Source organism: Thermotalea metallivorans, from assembly GCF_001562415.1.
GTDB lineage: Bacteria > Bacillota > Clostridia > Peptostreptococcales > Thermotaleaceae > Thermotalea > Thermotalea metallivorans.
In genome coordinates, this window is sequence record NZ_LOEE01000019.1 from 172,977 (window position 1) to 188,899 (window position 15,923).

The 15,923-nt window shown below is 38.8% G+C and carries 16 protein-coding genes; 3 read left to right on the forward strand and 13 right to left on the reverse strand.

What is annotated here, in order from left to right:
- Positions 1 to 11: 11 nt before the first annotated feature.
- Both AN619_RS03425 and AN619_RS03430 read right to left on the reverse strand, forming a co-directional pair.
- A complete protein-coding gene (locus tag AN619_RS03425; protein WP_068555071.1) occupies positions 12 to 200 on the reverse strand; it encodes a helix-turn-helix transcriptional regulator in 189 nt (62 codons plus the stop codon).
- 502 nt (positions 201 to 702) lie between these two features.
- Positions 703 to 945, reverse strand: coding sequence for a DNA-binding protein (locus tag AN619_RS03430; RefSeq protein WP_242867302.1), 243 nt, complete (start codon positions 943 to 945; stop codon positions 703 to 705).
- Positions 946 to 1,466: 521 nt separating this feature from the next.
- Here AN619_RS03430 and AN619_RS03435 point away from each other — a divergent pair.
- Together AN619_RS03435 and AN619_RS03440 are read left to right on the forward strand one after the other, a co-directional pair.
- A complete protein-coding gene (locus AN619_RS03435) occupies positions 1,467 to 1,670 on the forward strand; it encodes a hypothetical protein (RefSeq protein ID WP_068555073.1) in 204 nt (67 codons plus the stop codon).
- A 331-nt stretch (positions 1,671 to 2,001) separates the two neighbouring features.
- Positions 2,002 to 2,922, forward strand: a complete 921-nt coding sequence (locus AN619_RS03440; RefSeq protein ID WP_068555074.1) for a cation diffusion facilitator family transporter — start codon at positions 2,002 to 2,004, stop codon at positions 2,920 to 2,922.
- 3 nt (positions 2,923 to 2,925) lie between these two features.
- Here AN619_RS03440 and AN619_RS03445 read toward each other — a convergent pair whose 3' ends face one another.
- Positions 2,926 to 4,095: an RNA-binding domain-containing protein gene (locus tag AN619_RS03445; RefSeq protein ID WP_068555075.1), complete on the reverse strand. Its 1,170-nt coding sequence runs from the start codon at positions 4,093 to 4,095 to the stop codon at positions 2,926 to 2,928.
- Between the two features lie 200 nt (positions 4,096 to 4,295).
- Here AN619_RS03445 and AN619_RS03450 point away from each other — a divergent pair, with 200 nt between their 5' ends.
- Positions 4,296 to 5,207 carry a selenium metabolism-associated LysR family transcriptional regulator gene (locus AN619_RS03450; RefSeq protein WP_068555076.1) on the forward strand — a complete coding sequence of 304 codons (912 nt, stop codon included), beginning with the start codon at positions 4,296 to 4,298 and terminating at the stop codon, positions 5,205 to 5,207.
- Positions 5,208 to 5,221: 14 nt separating this feature from the next.
- Here AN619_RS03450 and AN619_RS03455 read toward each other — a convergent pair whose 3' ends face one another.
- The 10 genes from AN619_RS03455 to AN619_RS03500 all read right to left on the reverse strand — a co-directional run bounded on the left by AN619_RS03455 (position 5,222) and on the right by AN619_RS03500 (position 15,846).
- Entirely contained in the window at positions 5,222 to 6,649 is a 1,428-nt protein-coding gene (locus AN619_RS03455) for an aminopeptidase (RefSeq protein ID WP_068555077.1), read from the reverse strand.
- A 165-nt stretch (positions 6,650 to 6,814) separates the two neighbouring features.
- On the reverse strand, positions 6,815 to 7,243 hold the full coding sequence (locus AN619_RS03460; protein ID WP_068555078.1) for a methyl-accepting chemotaxis domain-containing protein: 429 nt from the start codon (positions 7,241 to 7,243) through the stop codon (positions 6,815 to 6,817).
- Between the two features lie 78 nt (positions 7,244 to 7,321).
- Positions 7,322 to 7,981 (reverse strand): response regulator, encoded by a 660-nt coding sequence (locus AN619_RS03465; RefSeq protein ID WP_068555079.1) that lies wholly within the window; start codon positions 7,979 to 7,981, stop codon positions 7,322 to 7,324.
- A complete protein-coding gene (locus AN619_RS03470; protein WP_068555080.1) occupies positions 7,962 to 9,146 on the reverse strand; it encodes a sensor histidine kinase in 1,185 nt (394 codons plus the stop codon). Before AN619_RS03470 ends, AN619_RS03465 begins: the two co-directional genes overlap by 20 nt.
- 287 nt (positions 9,147 to 9,433) lie before the next feature.
- On the reverse strand, positions 9,434 to 9,928 hold the full coding sequence (locus AN619_RS03475; protein ID WP_068555081.1) for a hypothetical protein: 495 nt from the start codon (positions 9,926 to 9,928) through the stop codon (positions 9,434 to 9,436).
- A gap of 481 nt (positions 9,929 to 10,409) precedes the next feature.
- Positions 10,410 to 10,871: a chemotaxis protein CheW gene (locus AN619_RS03485; RefSeq protein WP_068555083.1), complete on the reverse strand. Its 462-nt coding sequence runs from the start codon at positions 10,869 to 10,871 to the stop codon at positions 10,410 to 10,412.
- Positions 10,872 to 11,028: 157 nt separating this feature from the next.
- A complete protein-coding gene (locus AN619_RS15530; protein ID WP_083524954.1) occupies positions 11,029 to 11,199 on the reverse strand; it encodes a DUF896 domain-containing protein in 171 nt (56 codons plus the stop codon).
- A 126-nt stretch (positions 11,200 to 11,325) separates the two neighbouring features.
- A complete protein-coding gene (hutH, locus tag AN619_RS03490; RefSeq protein WP_068555084.1) occupies positions 11,326 to 12,852 on the reverse strand; it encodes a histidine ammonia-lyase in 1,527 nt (508 codons plus the stop codon).
- 395 nt (positions 12,853 to 13,247) lie between these two features.
- Positions 13,248 to 15,176 (reverse strand): YgiQ family radical SAM protein, encoded by a 1,929-nt coding sequence (locus AN619_RS03495; protein ID WP_068555085.1) that lies wholly within the window; start codon positions 15,174 to 15,176, stop codon positions 13,248 to 13,250.
- Between the two features lie 424 nt (positions 15,177 to 15,600).
- Positions 15,601 to 15,846: a YkuS family protein gene (locus AN619_RS03500; protein WP_068555086.1), complete on the reverse strand. Its 246-nt coding sequence runs from the start codon at positions 15,844 to 15,846 to the stop codon at positions 15,601 to 15,603.
- Between the last annotated feature and the right edge of the window lie 77 nt (positions 15,847 to 15,923).

Consider the following 15,923-nt stretch of genomic DNA (forward strand, 5'->3'; position numbering starts at 1 on the left):
TAATTGCCGTCTTATTTTTCAGTAGCACCACCAGATTTAACCCATTCATCTACTTCTGAAATTTTAAATTTCCACAAACGGCCAATTTTGTGAGCAGGCATATTATTTTTATTAATCCATTTTATAGCAGTATCACGACTAATTCCGAGATGTTGACATATTTCAGTCATCGAAAGCCACCTATTTTCAGTTTCCCCCATCATAAATCTCCCTTCTGGCCGAAAATAACAACGCCTGTATGTAATTCCCATGTTTCTTTATTATACACCTAAAAACGACAGATTGTAATACAATTTATGAATATTTATTGAGGTTTATTAAGATTAATATTGATTTATTCTGAATAATACTATTGAATATTCATTCCCAAATAATTTTTGAGATTTTTATCAACTATATAAAAAGAGAACGCCAGCTAAAAACCGACATTCTCTCATTATTGTCCAGTCTTAAATATGCTTCTCACTGCGTAATTTTTATCCAACACAACGGAAACATCAATTTTATCTCTCAGCACCTTATTCCTGAAATCGTCACCGTCTGTTGTAAAAGTAGTAAATCTCGCAAAGTGTTGAAAACTCAGTATTTCTAAGTATCTTTCCTTTGCATTCCTATTACGCACTCCACGTGGCTTGATTTATATATGAAAAGAGAACATAAGCCGAAAAGCCATGTCCTCTTGTTCATTCGTTTTTATTACTGCTAAACCTGCACTTTTAACTTTTGCCGGTATTCAGCATAATGATCGCTTAGTATATACTCAATAACCCATACTTTAGGTATCATATATGTATCACGAATATAAAAATGCTTTACATGGTTTCCTCTTAAAAGTTTTCGCGCTGTACTATCACCAATGCCGCCTAACATAGTCCTGAATTGTTCCAGGGTAACTACGTCAGGATATGGCTCAAAAATTCGTTTATAATATTCTTCATTTCTCACGGTCATCAACTCCTAAATTATTAGTCAGTGGTAGGAGTGACTGTTACAATATTAGTTTTTAATTAACATTTGTTGTAGTTATTATGTGGATGGTGAGTTATCTGATCATCCCCCCACATCCCTCCAATATCCCTCCAACGTCCAAAATTTGTTCCAAAATCAGTTTTTTGTATAAGCTTTGAAACGGTGGGATTTTCAGGGGTTGAAGTGCCGGAAAAGCCGATTTTACAAGGTTTCCGGCGGTCTGTAACTTCCGCTAAAGTGCATTACATTCCCGATGTTTCCGGTTATGCTGCAAAACTCAAAATCCGGCGGGCCTCAAACCCGTGCGGGTTCGACTCCCGCCTTCGGCACCAGTTGAAAACCTAGGCTATTATGCCTAGGTTTTATTATTTTTTACTTGCTTTGTAGTATTTGTTAATAGGCTCTGTAACACTTATTCCCCTCCTTTCATAGTGTATATTAGAAAAAAATGATGGGAGCTTTGCCAGAATTTATTCTTTGTAAAGGAGGTGGAATACATGACAGAAAAACAAACTGGATTTGGCGGATTGTTTGGCACAGACGCTAGTTTACTTTTCTTTTTCCTGCTGTTAGTAGTTTTATTCGGAGGTCCTTTCTTCGGAAAGGGATGGGGTTTCGGCGATGACGATAGTTTACTCTTCTTCTTCCTGTTGCTGGTTGTATTGTTCTGTGGCGGCTTTTTCAAAGGCACAGCTTGCTAGGACAAAAGAGGTGGGGCCTTTCCCCACCCTTGATACATAAAAAAACATATACTGGCCTGTTGTATGAATTCACCTTTTCTAGGATTTCTCTTATTTTCCCATAGATTTTTTCTTTATCTTCTCCATTGTATTCAAATCCCCTGGTCATGGCATAAAAAAATTATATCCCACCCTTCGGCCCCCTCTGAATCTGTTTTCATGGAGCTAGCATGGGGTATTTTATATACATAGATTTTCAACTTATATTATTTTCTCATACAATCGAAAACCCATGCAAATAATAATTAATGAATATACAAAAGGGACTCTGAAAAAGAAGGGAATGCTTATCATGTCAAATAATGAGCGATTGAATTTAGGGAAAAAAGCTTCTTGGATCGGTATTATTGGAAATATAGCCCTCACATCCGTGAAGGCTTTTATCGGCTATATTGCCGGAAGTACAGCGATGATTGCGGACGCACTGCATTCCGGTACAGATATTGTCGGAACCGCCATCGTACTCCAGGGCCTAAAGATTTCCCATCAACCTCCCGATGAAGAACATCATTACGGCCACGGAAAGGCTGAATCCATCGTAGCCAAAATTATAGCCATACTATTATTTGCTACTGCCTTTGGCATCGGCATATCTGCTTTGAAAACCCTTAGAAGCCCTGAGTTGAAAGCACCAAGTTCTATAGCCATTTGGCCTGCTGTTATCTCCATCATCTTTAAAGAATGGATGTACCGATATACAGTCAGTATAGGAAAAAAGATAGACAGTCGGGCCCTGATCGCCGATGCTTGGCATCATCGCACCGATGCCTTTTCTTCCGTTGCCGCATTGATTGGTATCACCGGTGCTGTACTAGGCTATCCAATCTTAGACCCTTTGGCCGGTATCATCGTAGCGGTCATGATTATGAAAGCGGCCATTTCGATTTATTGGGATGCAGTCCATGAGCTGATGGATTCTGCTCCTCCAAAAGAAATCATCGAAGCTATTAAAAAATTGACCACGGAAATTGAGGGCATCCATGATATTCAGGATATAAAGGCTAGAAAAACGGGCAATCAGATTTTCGTGGATATGAAAATCTGTGTTGACAAATTAATTACAGTAGAAGAAGGACACGCCTTGGCGGGAAAAGCCAAACACGCTATTCTAAAGCATATTGAAAACATCAGGGATGTATTGATCCATGTAAACCCCTGTCCCATCTATGAAAAGGAAAGTATGCAAAATCAAGGCAAGGAAGATAAGACTTAAATCTTACCCTCCTTGCTTTTTATACTTTTTCATTCCAGGCATCACAATCTTAAACATGCTTCTCTTTTCAATATTTAATAGCTGTATATTTCCTACTCCTGCAAAAACTTTATTGATTCCCCGGAGTCCAAAACCTGTCTTTAAAAATCTGCTGCTTTCATCTAAAATCAAAAGCCGATCATAAAGCCAACTATTCCTTCGAGAAGGATTGCGTTCTCTCAGCATGGTATGCATGTTTTGACCCCTGGGCAGGTTGCCGGGGTTGCTGATCTCGATCTTATGATCTCCGATAAATACCCCAATATTCCGTGTTAAGTCAAAATAGTCCCGATGAAGCACTGCATTGGCAATCCCCTCAAATATGGCCTCTACCGGATAATTGGTTCCCTCCAACAGTTTGCTTATATATGCGTGACATCGGTTCAGCATTTGCATCATGTCCCCATGGATCAATTGGATAACTTGTTCACTTCCCACATAGTGGGTAATTTGGATAGAACAGTGGGGCAAATACAGTTGAGGATGATTGCAAAACAACAGCAGACCTCCGATAGTTGGGTGAAATTTTCCGGTTTCCGGATCATGATGAATAATGCCCAGATTGTGCCATACATTTTTTTCCATATCTTCTTTGGGAAATAAGCTGATTTTATTCAGATAGTTTCTCACCAATTTTCTGTCTAGCACATCAATGTCCAAATTGTACAGGGGAACCAATTCGTTGCTAACCAATCCCACCTCTTGAAACATTCTGGCAATTTCATCTCTCCTAGCAAAATCTGTCGTGGACCCCCTTCTGATATAAAAAGTACCCGTTTGTCTCATCTGATGGGGTCTTTGATAACTTTTAAATATGGTAATTACCCCAACCCATTTATCTTTTATGTTTACACATTCCACTCTTAGGTGAATCGGAGGATCGCATCGAAAACTCACAATTTGTTGAATTCTCTCCTCGCTGAATTCCTCCGGATGAATGCCAATGATCTCCTTGGTCTTATCCCTGACCCCTATGATTATATGTCCCCTGCCCCCTACGCTGTTGGCAATAGCAATCACATCCTTAGTAAATTCTTTCTTTTCCGAATCTGTTTTTAAGTTTAAACTTTCTTTAAAGTCCAATTTGCTTCCTTCCTCTTGTTTTAGAAGCATTTTCAACCTTTGAATATCCATGGGATCATTCCTTTCAATGTCAGAGCAAATTTGTATCTGCCGGCGCTTTTCATGAAATATACTTTATATTTATTTTATGAATCATACGCGAAACATGATAAATTATTTCTATAGCTTTATGCAAAAGTCATTGAAATATTTGATTCTCATATGCGAAAATGATAAGATTAGCTTATTAGAAATCAATTTGGAGTGATCGTATGGATTTTAGACAACTGGAAACCTTTGTAACAATCGCAAAACTAAAAAGTTTTTCTAAAGCTGCAGATCATCTGTTTTTAACACAGCCCACCATTAGCAATCATATACAAAATTTAGAAAAAGAATTGGGAACAATCCTCATCAATCGTTCCAATAAAAAGGTGACCCTGACAAAAGCAGGGGAAATTCTGTTTGCCCATGCAATGGATATTTTAAACAAAAAAGAACAAACTTTGTTTTCTTTAAAATCATTTCAAGGAAAAATCGAAGGAACCTTGGAGATTGCCTCCAGCAGTATCCCTGAACAATATATTCTTCCTTCGTTGCTAAATTCCTTTCATACATTATACCCCGATGTAAAGTTTCATTTGCTGCATTATGACTCGGAACAGGTTGTAGACAGCATATGCAACGGTGAAATAGACTTCGGCATCGTAGGGGCCAAAAATGATACCAAGCACTTAAGCTATATAGAGATCATGGAAGATACTCTGCTGATGATCGCTCCCTATACCGATGCTTATAAAAATATAAATGAAATCACCTTAGACCAACTGCTCCATGAAAAAATTATCCTTCGGGAAGAAGGATCCGGTACAAGAAAAATTTTTGAGAAGGCCCTGGCAGCCCGCAATCTTTCTATGGAGGACTTTCATATCATCGCATATATCGAAAGCATTGAATCCATCAAACAATGTGTGAGAAAAGGCCTTGGTGTTTCTATTATTTCACAGCTGGCTGTCGTGGACGAAATAAAATTTCAACTGCTAAAAGCCATAACCATCAAAGATTTGAAGATCAAACGAAGCTTCTATTTTGTCTATCATAAATATAGGGCATTGTCTCCCTTGGCTGAAACTTTCAAAAATTTTGTTGTAGGGAATAAAGATATTATAAAAAATCGGGAGTGAAAATTCCCGATTTTTTATGCTTTGAAAAACGCTTTATAAGCCTTATAGGTCATATAGACATCTACTTTGCTCACGATCTCCATGGGAGCGTGCATGCTCAGCACCGGTACGCCACAATCCACAACCTCAGCACCATAATTCGCCAGTATATATGCAATGGTCCCACCACCGCCCTGATCAACCTTTCCCAATTCTCCAATCTGCCATATAACGCCATTGTCATGGAATATCCTTCGTACCTCAGCTAAAAATTCAGCATTGGCATCATTAGACCCTGACTTTCCTCTGACACCGGTATACTTCACCAGGATAACACCCTTTCCAAGAAAGGCGGCATTTCTCTTATCCATGACATCTGGAAAATTCGGATCAAAACCTGCCCCCACATCCCCTGACAACACTTTGGAATTGGCCATAGCTCTTCTTACCTTTAATTCACTATAATCCTTGCTCTGGGCTGCAATCAGTTCAGCAACGGCATTTTCAAAAAATCTGGATTCCATCCCTGTATTCCCCATACTTCCAACTTCTTCCTTATCTACAAATAGGGCCACAGCTGTTCTAACCGGATTCTCCATTTCTACAATCGCCTGCAAAGCAGCAAAAGAACATACTCTATCGTCGTGGCCATACGCCCCTACCATACTTCTATCAATTCCTACATCCCTTGCTTTTCCCGCAGGAACAACTTCAATTTCTGCAACTAGAAAATCATCTTCTTCGATTCCATATTTCTCATGAAGCAGCTTCATCACTTGATACTTTACTCTCTCTTTGACCGATGCATCCTCATAGGGAATACTGCCGATAAGAACATTTAAACCTTCTCCCGTGATTCCTTCACTTAATTTTTTTTCTATCTGATCCTTCGACAAGTGGGGAAGTAAATCTGTAATAAAGAATGTCGGATCATTTTCATCTTCTCCAATAACAATTCTCAATTTTTTACCGTCTTTTCTCGTTACAACCCCATGCAAAGCCAGAGGTATGGCAGTCCATTGATACTTCTTAATTCCGCCATAATAATGGGTTTTCAGCAAGGCCAACCCCCCATCTTCATATAATGGAAAAGGCTTAAGGTCTAATCTTGGCACATCCACATGGGCACCCACAATATTCATGCCATATTCCAGGGCTTCCTTGCCAAGAATAAAAAGGGCGGCAGCTTTTCCCTTATTGTTGGCATAGACTTTTAAGCCTTCTTTCACCTCAATTTTACCCTTGATCACATCCGCTATATTTACAAAGCCCCTTTCTTCTGCCAATCGAATAATCTCTTCAATACATTCTCTCTCAGTTTTTCCTTTGTCCAAAAATTGCTTATAAACATCATTGAGTGCATATACTTTTTCCCTTTCATCGGCACTGAGTTGATCCCATCCATTTTTAAATTCATAGATGATCCTATCTTGACATTCCTGTATTTTTGTTTGCTCCGTCAAACGAATCCCTCTCCTTCATATCAAAAATCTCTTAAAAGCCCATGACAGAAATTATGAAGCTGTTTTCTATTTTCCAATGTTCATCATTTCCCATGTTCTATAAAAAAAATTATATGTGCAATTGAATTAACTATATCATACCCATCCTAGCAATGTTTGTCAACGTCATTGTTTCTCCTCTTGTGAAGTGACATCTTCCGGATAGTTATATTCTTCTCCAGCAGCTTCATAATTATTGCTGTAGTATCCATTATCTTCTTTTCTATGAAAAACAAAAAATTCTTCTCTACATACATTGGATTTTTTGATGTCCCTCAAGTACTCTTTCAGCTTATAACCTAATGTATCGATGACCTCATCGATCAATTCTCCCAAATCATCGGCTCTGTCTACTGCATCCTTTACATCATCTTTGCTGGAAAAAGCAATGTGATTGAATTCTTCAGCCGCATCCACCAATACCCGGTAAGAAGTTGTCAACCCGTTCAATATGGATGATAATTGCTCCACTTCGCCAGCCAAACATTCTCTCCTCAGCCTTGTAATCTCTATATAAGTCTTCAAATCTCTGCAAGATATATGTTCATTTTTCATTTCATCTCACCTCAAACAAGGTTTATGGTTAATATATATTTAAAATGTCAACAAAATAGAAAAAGATTTAGGTTTCCCCTAAATCTTTTTTATATTATGCTTATACGCATAGATGGCGGCTTGGGTCCTATCATTGACATCAATCTTTTTAAAAATATTGGAAACATGATTTTTGACGGTTTTTTCACTGATAAACAAAGTATCGGCAATCTCCTTATTATTCTTCCCTTCTGCAATAAGGCCTAAAACTTCATATTCTCTTCTTGTGAGCCGTTCTTTTTTAAATTCGTCATCATCTAATCTTCCTTTTTTGTTAAATTCTTTTACCAAGGAAGCCGCTAAAGACGGATGAATATAAGACTCTCCACTATGGACATCGCGGATGGCTTTAATTAAACTGGAAGACTCTGCATCCTTTAACACATATCCCGATGCACCAATATTGATGGTTTCAAATAAATATTCCCTATCCTCATGGATGGTGAGCATGATGATTTTGCTGTCTAACCCCATATCCTTCAGCCTTCTCAAGGCCTGTATTCCGTTCATCTTGGGCATGTTGATATCCATCAAGATAACATGGGGTTTCAACTGCTGGGATTTTTTAATGGCGTCTTCCCCGTCAACGGCAAGTTCTATGACTTCCATATCTTCTTCTAACTCTAAAATCTGCTTTAACCCTTGCCGCATTAGTGAATGATCATCTGCAATAAGTACCTTAATTTTCGACTTCATCATAATTTTCCTCCTCATCTCCTAAAGGAATTGATATTTTGATTCGCGTGCCTGTTCCTAAATTACTGTCAATGTCCATTGTTCCTTTCAGCAGCTCTACCCTTTCCCGCATAGCCAGCAAGCCAAAGCCCCCTTCTTCTCTGCCGGATTTTAGCTGTTTTTCCACATCAAATCCAATGCCATCATCGAAAATCAGCATATGAATGGTTTTATGAATAATTTCAAGCTTAATCACAACCGTTGTGGCCCGGGCATACTTCCTTACATTGTTCAATGCTTCCTGTACAATTCTGAATAAAGAAAGCTGAATCGTTGAATCCATCACCTCATTTTTTGCAATAACGGAAAAGTCTACATTAATTTTTGTTTCCTCTTCGAAATTCAATATAAAACGCTGAATCGTTGGGACCAAGCCCAAGTCATCCAAGGACATGGGACGTAAATCATAGATAATCTTTCTCACATCCCTTAGACACTCCCTGCCGATATTTCTCAACTGACTCAGTTCAAATTTAGCTTTTTCAATATCTCGATCAATAAGTCTCTCACATATTTCTGCTTTGATCACCAAATTGGCCATCAATTGCGCCGGTCCGTCATGAATATCCCTGGCAATCCGCTGCCGTTCTTCCTCTTGGGCTTTTAATACCTTGATTCCCATGATCTGCCTTTGCTGCATATCCTCCAGATGTCCTACCACATCTTGCAGATTTCCGCTGAGATACCCCATCACAACACCAACCTGTGAAACAAGATTTTCAGCTTTTTTTACAACTTCATAGGAACTTTTCAGTCTTTTCTCCAGATCTGTTCTTTGTTTGATTAATTCTTTTTCCTCCTGCCTCTTTAAAGTAATCTTGACCTGCAGATCTTTTGCATTTTCATAGGCAGTCTTAATATCTTTCTCGCTGTATAGAGAAAAGTTTCTGCTGACATTGACAAGCTTTTTTCTACTTTCTTTTTCTAAAATTTCCAGCCGATCCACTTCCTGAATCACCATTGCAGTCTTTTTTTTGATTTCCTCCACTTGCTGCTCCAGATTTTTGCACTCGCTCCTTGCACGCTCAGCAATTTCAAATATCTCATTCTTTCCTTTTTCGATTGCGTCAATCGTATTTCTGACAATCTCATTGATCTTTTTTATATCCATCTGATGCCGATAATTCATAGCCACACCTCAAACCATTCCTTCATTTGCAGTATTTCACACATGCTAATACCTTTATTTCTGCATGATCTTTTAATTATCCTTCTCCAGCTTACTGTAAAATTATGAAAATAGTACTTTTTATCTATAGAACTACCTTTTCTGAGAAAAACAAAGTCTTCCCTTGAAGGATGTAAAGGAAGACTTTGTTGAAATATCTTTTGATGAAAATTATGACTTATCCCCAATGTATGAAAATATATCGTTGCCTATATGCTATAAAAAAAGGGATCGTATGGATTACGTCCCTACTGGCTCACCGTATAATCACTCAATTTCCATGATTCATTTTCTTTTTTCAAAATTACACGATAGCGAATCTGTTCTTCATAATTTCCATATAAACCTTCCATTTTCCACAATACATCTATCTCTGCCTCCATCCCTGTCCTGCCATATGCTACATTTTCTATATTGAAAACCTCTACGCCCATTATTTTCTCCAGATCTGTCGGAAATGCCACAGCATCTTGAAATGCTTTCTTATCAAAAGTTAGCAAAGGTTCTGCAACAATTTCTTCAAGTTTTTGAGAATATTTTATGAGATTTTTTGGCTCTTGGTATAATTTATTCCATAAGACTGCTCTTTCTGCAAAAAGATGCTGTATGATTTGTTTTTCCTTTTCAAATTCTCGGGCTTTTGCTTCGGTTTTTAAATGCTCCACCCTTTCATTTGCAAAAATTGAATGCACATGCATCATTAATGCAATCAATGCTAAAAATAACAGCAAAACCTTTTTCATATGTTCATCCCCCTATATATTGTATCTTGAAATAAATTATATACTATTTATGGTATGAAATTTGGTTTTTGCTGTTGTCAAATCAATTTTTTTCTCTACAGAAAACTCTATTTTTTGTTTTTTTCCTACATGGGATGCATAGACATACAATTGTACAAAAAATCCAATGGCTATCAGGAGGATTTCTGGCTGAAAACAAAGCAAAACAATCTTCATAAACCCTTGGGATTTAGGCTTCGTCACGAATCAGCAATCCGCTTTTTTCCTTATAACCCGTAGGAAATTATGGACTTTCCTAAATTGTAGATAAGTCATAATTTCTGTCATGGGTTTCAACAAAGTCTTTCTTTCAATCTTCCAACGGAAGACTTTGTTATTTTTTTATTTAGAAAAGGGGTGCAGGTCCGAGCAGGAAGCCAAATCTCAAGGGTTTGTCTGCAAACTCAAATCCCCCTGCCATCAGGGGGATTTTGTTGCAATCTTATATATTTTGTTGTATATGTTGAATTTTTTCTTTTTCATCATCGGATAGAACTTCTTCCAAATTCAGCAACAGCACAATCCGATCCTTCAATTTTCCTACACCCGTTATGTACTTCTTATCTACTCCGGCAATCAGCTCGGGAGCCTGCTCTATATTCTCTTCACTCAATCTTAATACCTGGGAGGCTTCATCGACAACAAATCCTACCTGTCTGTTTTTTACATGAATAACAATAATTCTCGTGTCTGAATTTATTTCTGTCTCCTCCAAATTAAATCTTTTCTTTAGATTGATGATGGGCGTAATATCTCCCCTGAGATTGATGATCCCATCAACAAACTTTGGGGTATTGGGTACTTTTACACTTGGCTTATACTCACTGATTTCCTTCACATTCATAATATCGACCCCATACTCTTCATTGCCTAGCTTAAATATGACATACTGCTTTTCTGCCATGCATGACCCTCCTTTTGCTTATTGGTTATATATGAAGCTTCTCCATTTTTGTCAAACTTTCATATATTATATTCTAGGTGTTGAAATATTTTCCTCTCTTTTTATAAAAAAAGAAGAAGAAGTTTCAATTTATTCTTCTTCTCTCCTTGCCATGGCATCAATCAACAATTTCTATCTTCTCCAACTGCCTTCTAAAATTTTCGCGAAAAACCGCCAAATATTCTTCCCTTAACTGGTTTTGCTCCTTTTTTTCTGCCTCCGTAAGACCTGTCGCCTTTGCCTTTCTTGCAAGAAAATTGATTCTATCCATCTTTTCTTTATCCAGCATTTTCTACACTCCTTTATCCTGTCTTCCCAAGTACCCATTATACAGAAAAGGCATACTTTCGTCAAATGCTCTCCATTGGGGTGCCCCTATAACGAAAAATGAGGTGTATCACCTCATTTTTCCCATTTATAGCAATTCACCTACGGCACCTTCCACCGCATTCACAATGGCATGTCCCGATATTAAATCGGCGCATTTGTTGATATCCACATACATGATGCGATCCTCATGAAGGGTAGCCACTTGTTCTCGAATCTTATCATAGGCAACCCGGGTACCCTTGCCTAATCCTTCTGCTCCCCTGAAATCGATGGCTTGTGCTGCCGCCATCAACTCTATGGCCAATACGTTTGTGGTATTGAGCAGTATTTCCCTCGCTTTTCTTGCAGCAATCGTACCCATACTCACATGATCTTCTTGATTTGCTGAAGATGGGATAGAGTCAACACTGGCCGGGTGTGCTAATACTTTATTTTCCGATACTAGGGCAGCAGCTGCATATTGGGCAATCATAAATCCGGAATGCAGTCCCCCTTTTTCCGTCAAGAATGCCGGTAAACCGCTTAACTGCGGATTTACCAATCTTTCTATTCTCCGTTCTGAAACATTGGCTAATTCAGCTAGGGCTATGCCTAAAAAGTCAAAGGCCAGAGCCATTGGCTGCCCATGGAAATTCCCTCCTGAAATCACCGTTTGATCCTCGGCAAAAATTAACGGATTGTCCGTAGCTGCATTGATTTCGATATTGATCTTATTGATTACATAATCAAGGGCATCTCTGCTGGCTCCGTGAATTTGAGGTATGCACCTTAGCGTATAGGCATCTTGCACCCGAATCTGCCCTTGCCTTGTGGTTAATCTACTTTCTTCTGTCAATTTCAATAGATTTTGGGCACAATTTATTTGCCCACAGTGGGGTCTTACTTCATGGACACGGGAATCAAAGGCATCTGTAATACCAGTCAATGCCTCTAAGGTTAAAGCTGCACCAATATCTGCCAGCTTCACTAACTTCACGGCATCATAAGCAGTTAATGCTCCCACGGCTGTCATAACTTGCGTTCCATTAATTAACGCCAGACCTTCTTTTGAGGTTAAATGGATAGGCTCTATCCCAGCTTCTTCCATGGCTGTCCTGCCCGGCAATCTTTTGCCCTTATAGAAGGCCTCCCCTTCTCCCAACATCACTAAAACCATATGGGATAATGGCGCCAAATCACCGCTGGCACCCAAAGAACCCTTTTCAGGAATTACGGGATGAACGCCTTTGTTTAGCATTTCGATCAGTGTTTGCAGGGTACTTAATCGCACACCGGAAAATCCTTTTGATAATGCATTGGCCCGCAAAAGCATGATGGCACGAACAATTTCTTCCGAAAAAGGATTTCCTACGCCGCAGGCATGGCTGATAATGAGGTTTCTCTGCAAATCCCTTGTTTCCTCTTTTGTAATAACCACATCGCTAAATTTGCCAAAACCCGTGGTAATGCCGTATACCACCTTCTCTTTCTCAATAAATTCATCCACTACAGCCCTTGATTTTTTTACTCTTTCTGCCGCTTCTTCCGTAATTTTTACCTGAAAATGATTTCTTGCAACTTTCACCACATCTTCAATGGTCAGATGATTTCCATCTATAAAAATCGTATGCATCCTTCTCTCTCCTTTACACTATATTTCTATTTTTGTATCTATTATATAATAAATATTCTTGCTATTGTTCATTTTCCCTCTTGATTTTACAAAAAATTTTTAACCCTTCAAATTATTTTAGTATTTTATAAATTTATCAAGTTAAAGCGATGGCATTACTTCAAGAATCTTATATAGATTTACAACTTCAAAATTGAATTTACTTAAAAAAGTTATATTTTTTGAATAGCAGTTCGGCCGCCAGTTATCAGTTACCAGTTGCCTGCTACCAGTACTGGTGGCTGATGACGGGTAGCTGGCAACAAAACATTTGCTGCATAAAAAGCTTATCTTCATAAAGGCATAAATCAAACTTTAGCGTTGTATGTCTATGTTTCCAAAAAAGAAGAAGCAGTTTACTTTCTGCCCCTTTCTCTCTTCCTTTTGCTTTTTTGTTTGTTTTGCAATACTGTTTTTTTTCTATCCTTTTTTCCTTTGCTCTCCTTGTGCTTTTCCACCCTTTTTCTGCTTTCTATATCCGCCCTGTTTTCCTCTGGCTTGATAAGGCACTTCGGCCCATAGCCGATCAAATCTTCTCTGCCTGCTAAGATCAGCGCCTTGCGAACAAGATCATAGTTTTTGGGATTTCGGTATTGGAGCAATGCTCTTTGCATCGCCTTTTCCATTCTATCTTTGGGGACATAAACGGGTTTCATATTTCTGGGATCTAGTCCTGTATAATACATGCAGGTGGATAGCGTTCCCGGCGTAGGATAAAAATCCTGCACCTGCTCCGGATTGTATTTGATATCCCTCAAATATTCTGCCATTTCGACAGCAGCCTTTAGATCACTGCCGGGATGGCTTGACATCAAATAGGGAACCAGATATTGTTCCTTTCCAATCTTCTCATTGATTCGATAATATTTATCTGCAAATTTTTCGTAAACTTCTCGTCTGGGCTTGCCCATAAGGTCTAGGACTTTGGAAGATATATGTTCCGGCGCTACTTTCAGTTGTCCGCTGACATGATATTCACATAGTTCCCTTAAAAAGGCATCATTTTTATCCGCCATAATATAATCATATCTTAATCCTGATCTGATAAATACCTTTTTCACGCCTTCTATATTTCTCAATTTTCGTAAAAGCTGCAAATATTCTTCATGATCTATCTTTAGATTCTTGCAAGGATTGGGGAATAGACACTGTTTGTTTTTGCATGTGCCTTCTTTTCGTTGTTTTTCACAGGCCATATGACGGAAATTTGCCGTTGGTCCTCCCACATCATGGATATATCCTTTAAAATTCTTATCATTGACTATTTTCTTCGCTTCTTCTATGATGGAATCATGACTTCTACTTTGAATGATTCTTCCTTGGTGAAAAGTCAAGGCACAAAAAGAGCAGCTTCCAAAACAGCCTCTTGTGCTGATGATGCTGTATTTCACCTCTTCAATGGCAGGAACGCCTCCATCCTTTTCATAAACGGGATGGTAATCCCGTAGATAGGGCAAGTGATAGATACGGTCCATTTCCACCTGACTTAGGGGCATCGCCGGTGGATTTTGAACAATAAACTGATCACCATGTTTTTGCACAATTACTCTGCCACGTAAAGCATCCTGCTCCTCGTATTGCACTTTGAAAGCCCTTGCGTAGGCAATCTTATCCCGGGATACCTCCTCAAAAGAAGGAATTTCAATATAATCATAGAGATTTTCTATTGTATTTGTTTTATAGGTAGTTCCTGGAATATGGTGCATATATTTCGTATCAAAACCGCTGTTCAGATAATCTGCAATTTCTAAAATTTGTCTTTCTCCCATACCAAAGACAAGCAAATCTGCTTCACTGTCATATAGGATGGATCTGCGCACCTTGTCACTCCAGTAATCATAGTGGGCAAATCTTCTTAAACTGGCCTCGATTCCCCCTATGACAATAGGTACTCCTTTATAGGCCTGCTTGATCATATTGCAGTATACGATGGTTGCCCTGTCCGGTCTTAATCCCATTTTCCCGCCGGGAGAATAATAATCCTTTTCTCTCCTTCGTTTGCTTACCGTATAATGATTTACCATAGAATCAATGTTTCCTGCTGTTACAAGAAAAGCCAGTCGGGGTCTTCCCAGCTTTTTGAATTCTTTTCCATCCCGCCAGTTAGGCTGTGGAATGATCCCAACTTTATATCCCGCATCTTCCAGTACCCGTCCAATGACCGCCGCGCCAAAGCTGGGGTGGTCCACATAGGCATCACCGGATACAAGGATAAAATCCAATCGCTCCCAGCCTCGTGCATCCATATCTTTCCGGCTTATGGGTAAAAATTGATGATGATTCATTGTTTTCACTCTCTCTCATGTTTTCAATAGATATATTGTACCAGATAATTGCATCTGTTACAAAATGATTTCTCTTCATATGAAGGTGTATTCTCTTCACGAATCAGAAGCGAAAAGACCTCCACCCGGAAGGTCTTAGCTTGTAGACAAACCCTTGAGATTTGGCTTCCTGCTCAGACCTGCGCCCCTTTTCTAAATAAAAAAAAACAAAGCCTTCCGTTGGAAGATTGAAAGGAAAACTTTGTTGAAACCCATGACGGAAATTATGACTTATCTACAATTTAGGAAAGTACATAATTTCCTATGGGTTATAAGGAAAAAAGCGGCGTGCTGATTCGCGACGAAGCATAAATCTCAAGGGTTCTTGCTTAATCCCATTACTTTTTCTACAGACTGAGTCCTCCACCTAGGAGATCTGTCTGCTTTAACTAAGCCTATTCTTTAATTGTTGATATATGTCTTCTACCGTCATGCCCCTTGCTTTGATTACCGGAGCCTTTGTTTCGGTATCCTCTATACCGAGAAAATTGCTGCTCTGGCCGGATACAACGATTGCATCGCAGTTTTTATAATCCGTATGACCGGGATCAAGATCCATAACTGCAAAACCCTGCTGCCGCAAATAGTTTTTTACATTGCCTAAGGATTTTTCAACGGCTATCTTTTTCATTTTTATAAATACCTCCTCCATGTACACTCTCGCATTCTTATTATTTGTACAATGGGGGCAAATTATACTACATTCCT

Coding starts and splice junctions, on each gene's coding strand:
- AN619_RS03425 (WP_068555071.1), bottom strand. CDS start 200: ATGGGGGAAACTGAAAATAGGTGGCTTTCGATGACTGAAATATGTCAA.
- AN619_RS03435 (WP_068555073.1), top strand. CDS start 1,467: ATGACAGAAAAACAAACTGGATTTGGCGGATTGTTTGGCACAGACGCT.
- AN619_RS03440 (WP_068555074.1), top strand. CDS start 2,002: ATGTCAAATAATGAGCGATTGAATTTAGGGAAAAAAGCTTCTTGGATC.
- AN619_RS03445 (WP_068555075.1), bottom strand. CDS start 4,095: ATGGATATTCAAAGGTTGAAAATGCTTCTAAAACAAGAGGAAGGAAGC.
- AN619_RS03450 (WP_068555076.1), top strand. CDS start 4,296: ATGGATTTTAGACAACTGGAAACCTTTGTAACAATCGCAAAACTAAAA.
- AN619_RS03460 (WP_068555078.1), bottom strand. CDS start 7,243: ATGAAAAATGAACATATATCTTGCAGAGATTTGAAGACTTATATAGAG.
- AN619_RS03465 (WP_068555079.1), bottom strand. CDS start 7,981: ATGATGAAGTCGAAAATTAAGGTACTTATTGCAGATGATCATTCACTA.
- AN619_RS03470 (WP_068555080.1), bottom strand. CDS start 9,146: ATGAATTATCGGCATCAGATGGATATAAAAAAGATCAATGAGATTGTC.
- AN619_RS03475 (WP_068555081.1), bottom strand. CDS start 9,928: ATGAAAAAGGTTTTGCTGTTATTTTTAGCATTGATTGCATTAATGATG.
- AN619_RS03485 (WP_068555083.1), bottom strand. CDS start 10,871: ATGGCAGAAAAGCAGTATGTCATATTTAAGCTAGGCAATGAAGAGTAT.
- AN619_RS15530 (WP_083524954.1), bottom strand. CDS start 11,199: ATGCTGGATAAAGAAAAGATGGATAGAATCAATTTTCTTGCAAGAAAG.
- hutH (WP_068555084.1), bottom strand. CDS start 12,852: ATGCATACGATTTTTATAGATGGAAATCATCTGACCATTGAAGATGTG.
- AN619_RS03495 (WP_068555085.1), bottom strand. CDS start 15,176: ATGAATCATCATCAATTTTTACCCATAAGCCGGAAAGATATGGATGCA.
- AN619_RS03500 (WP_068555086.1), bottom strand. CDS start 15,846: ATGAAAAAGATAGCCGTTGAAAAATCCTTAGGCAATGTAAAAAACTAT.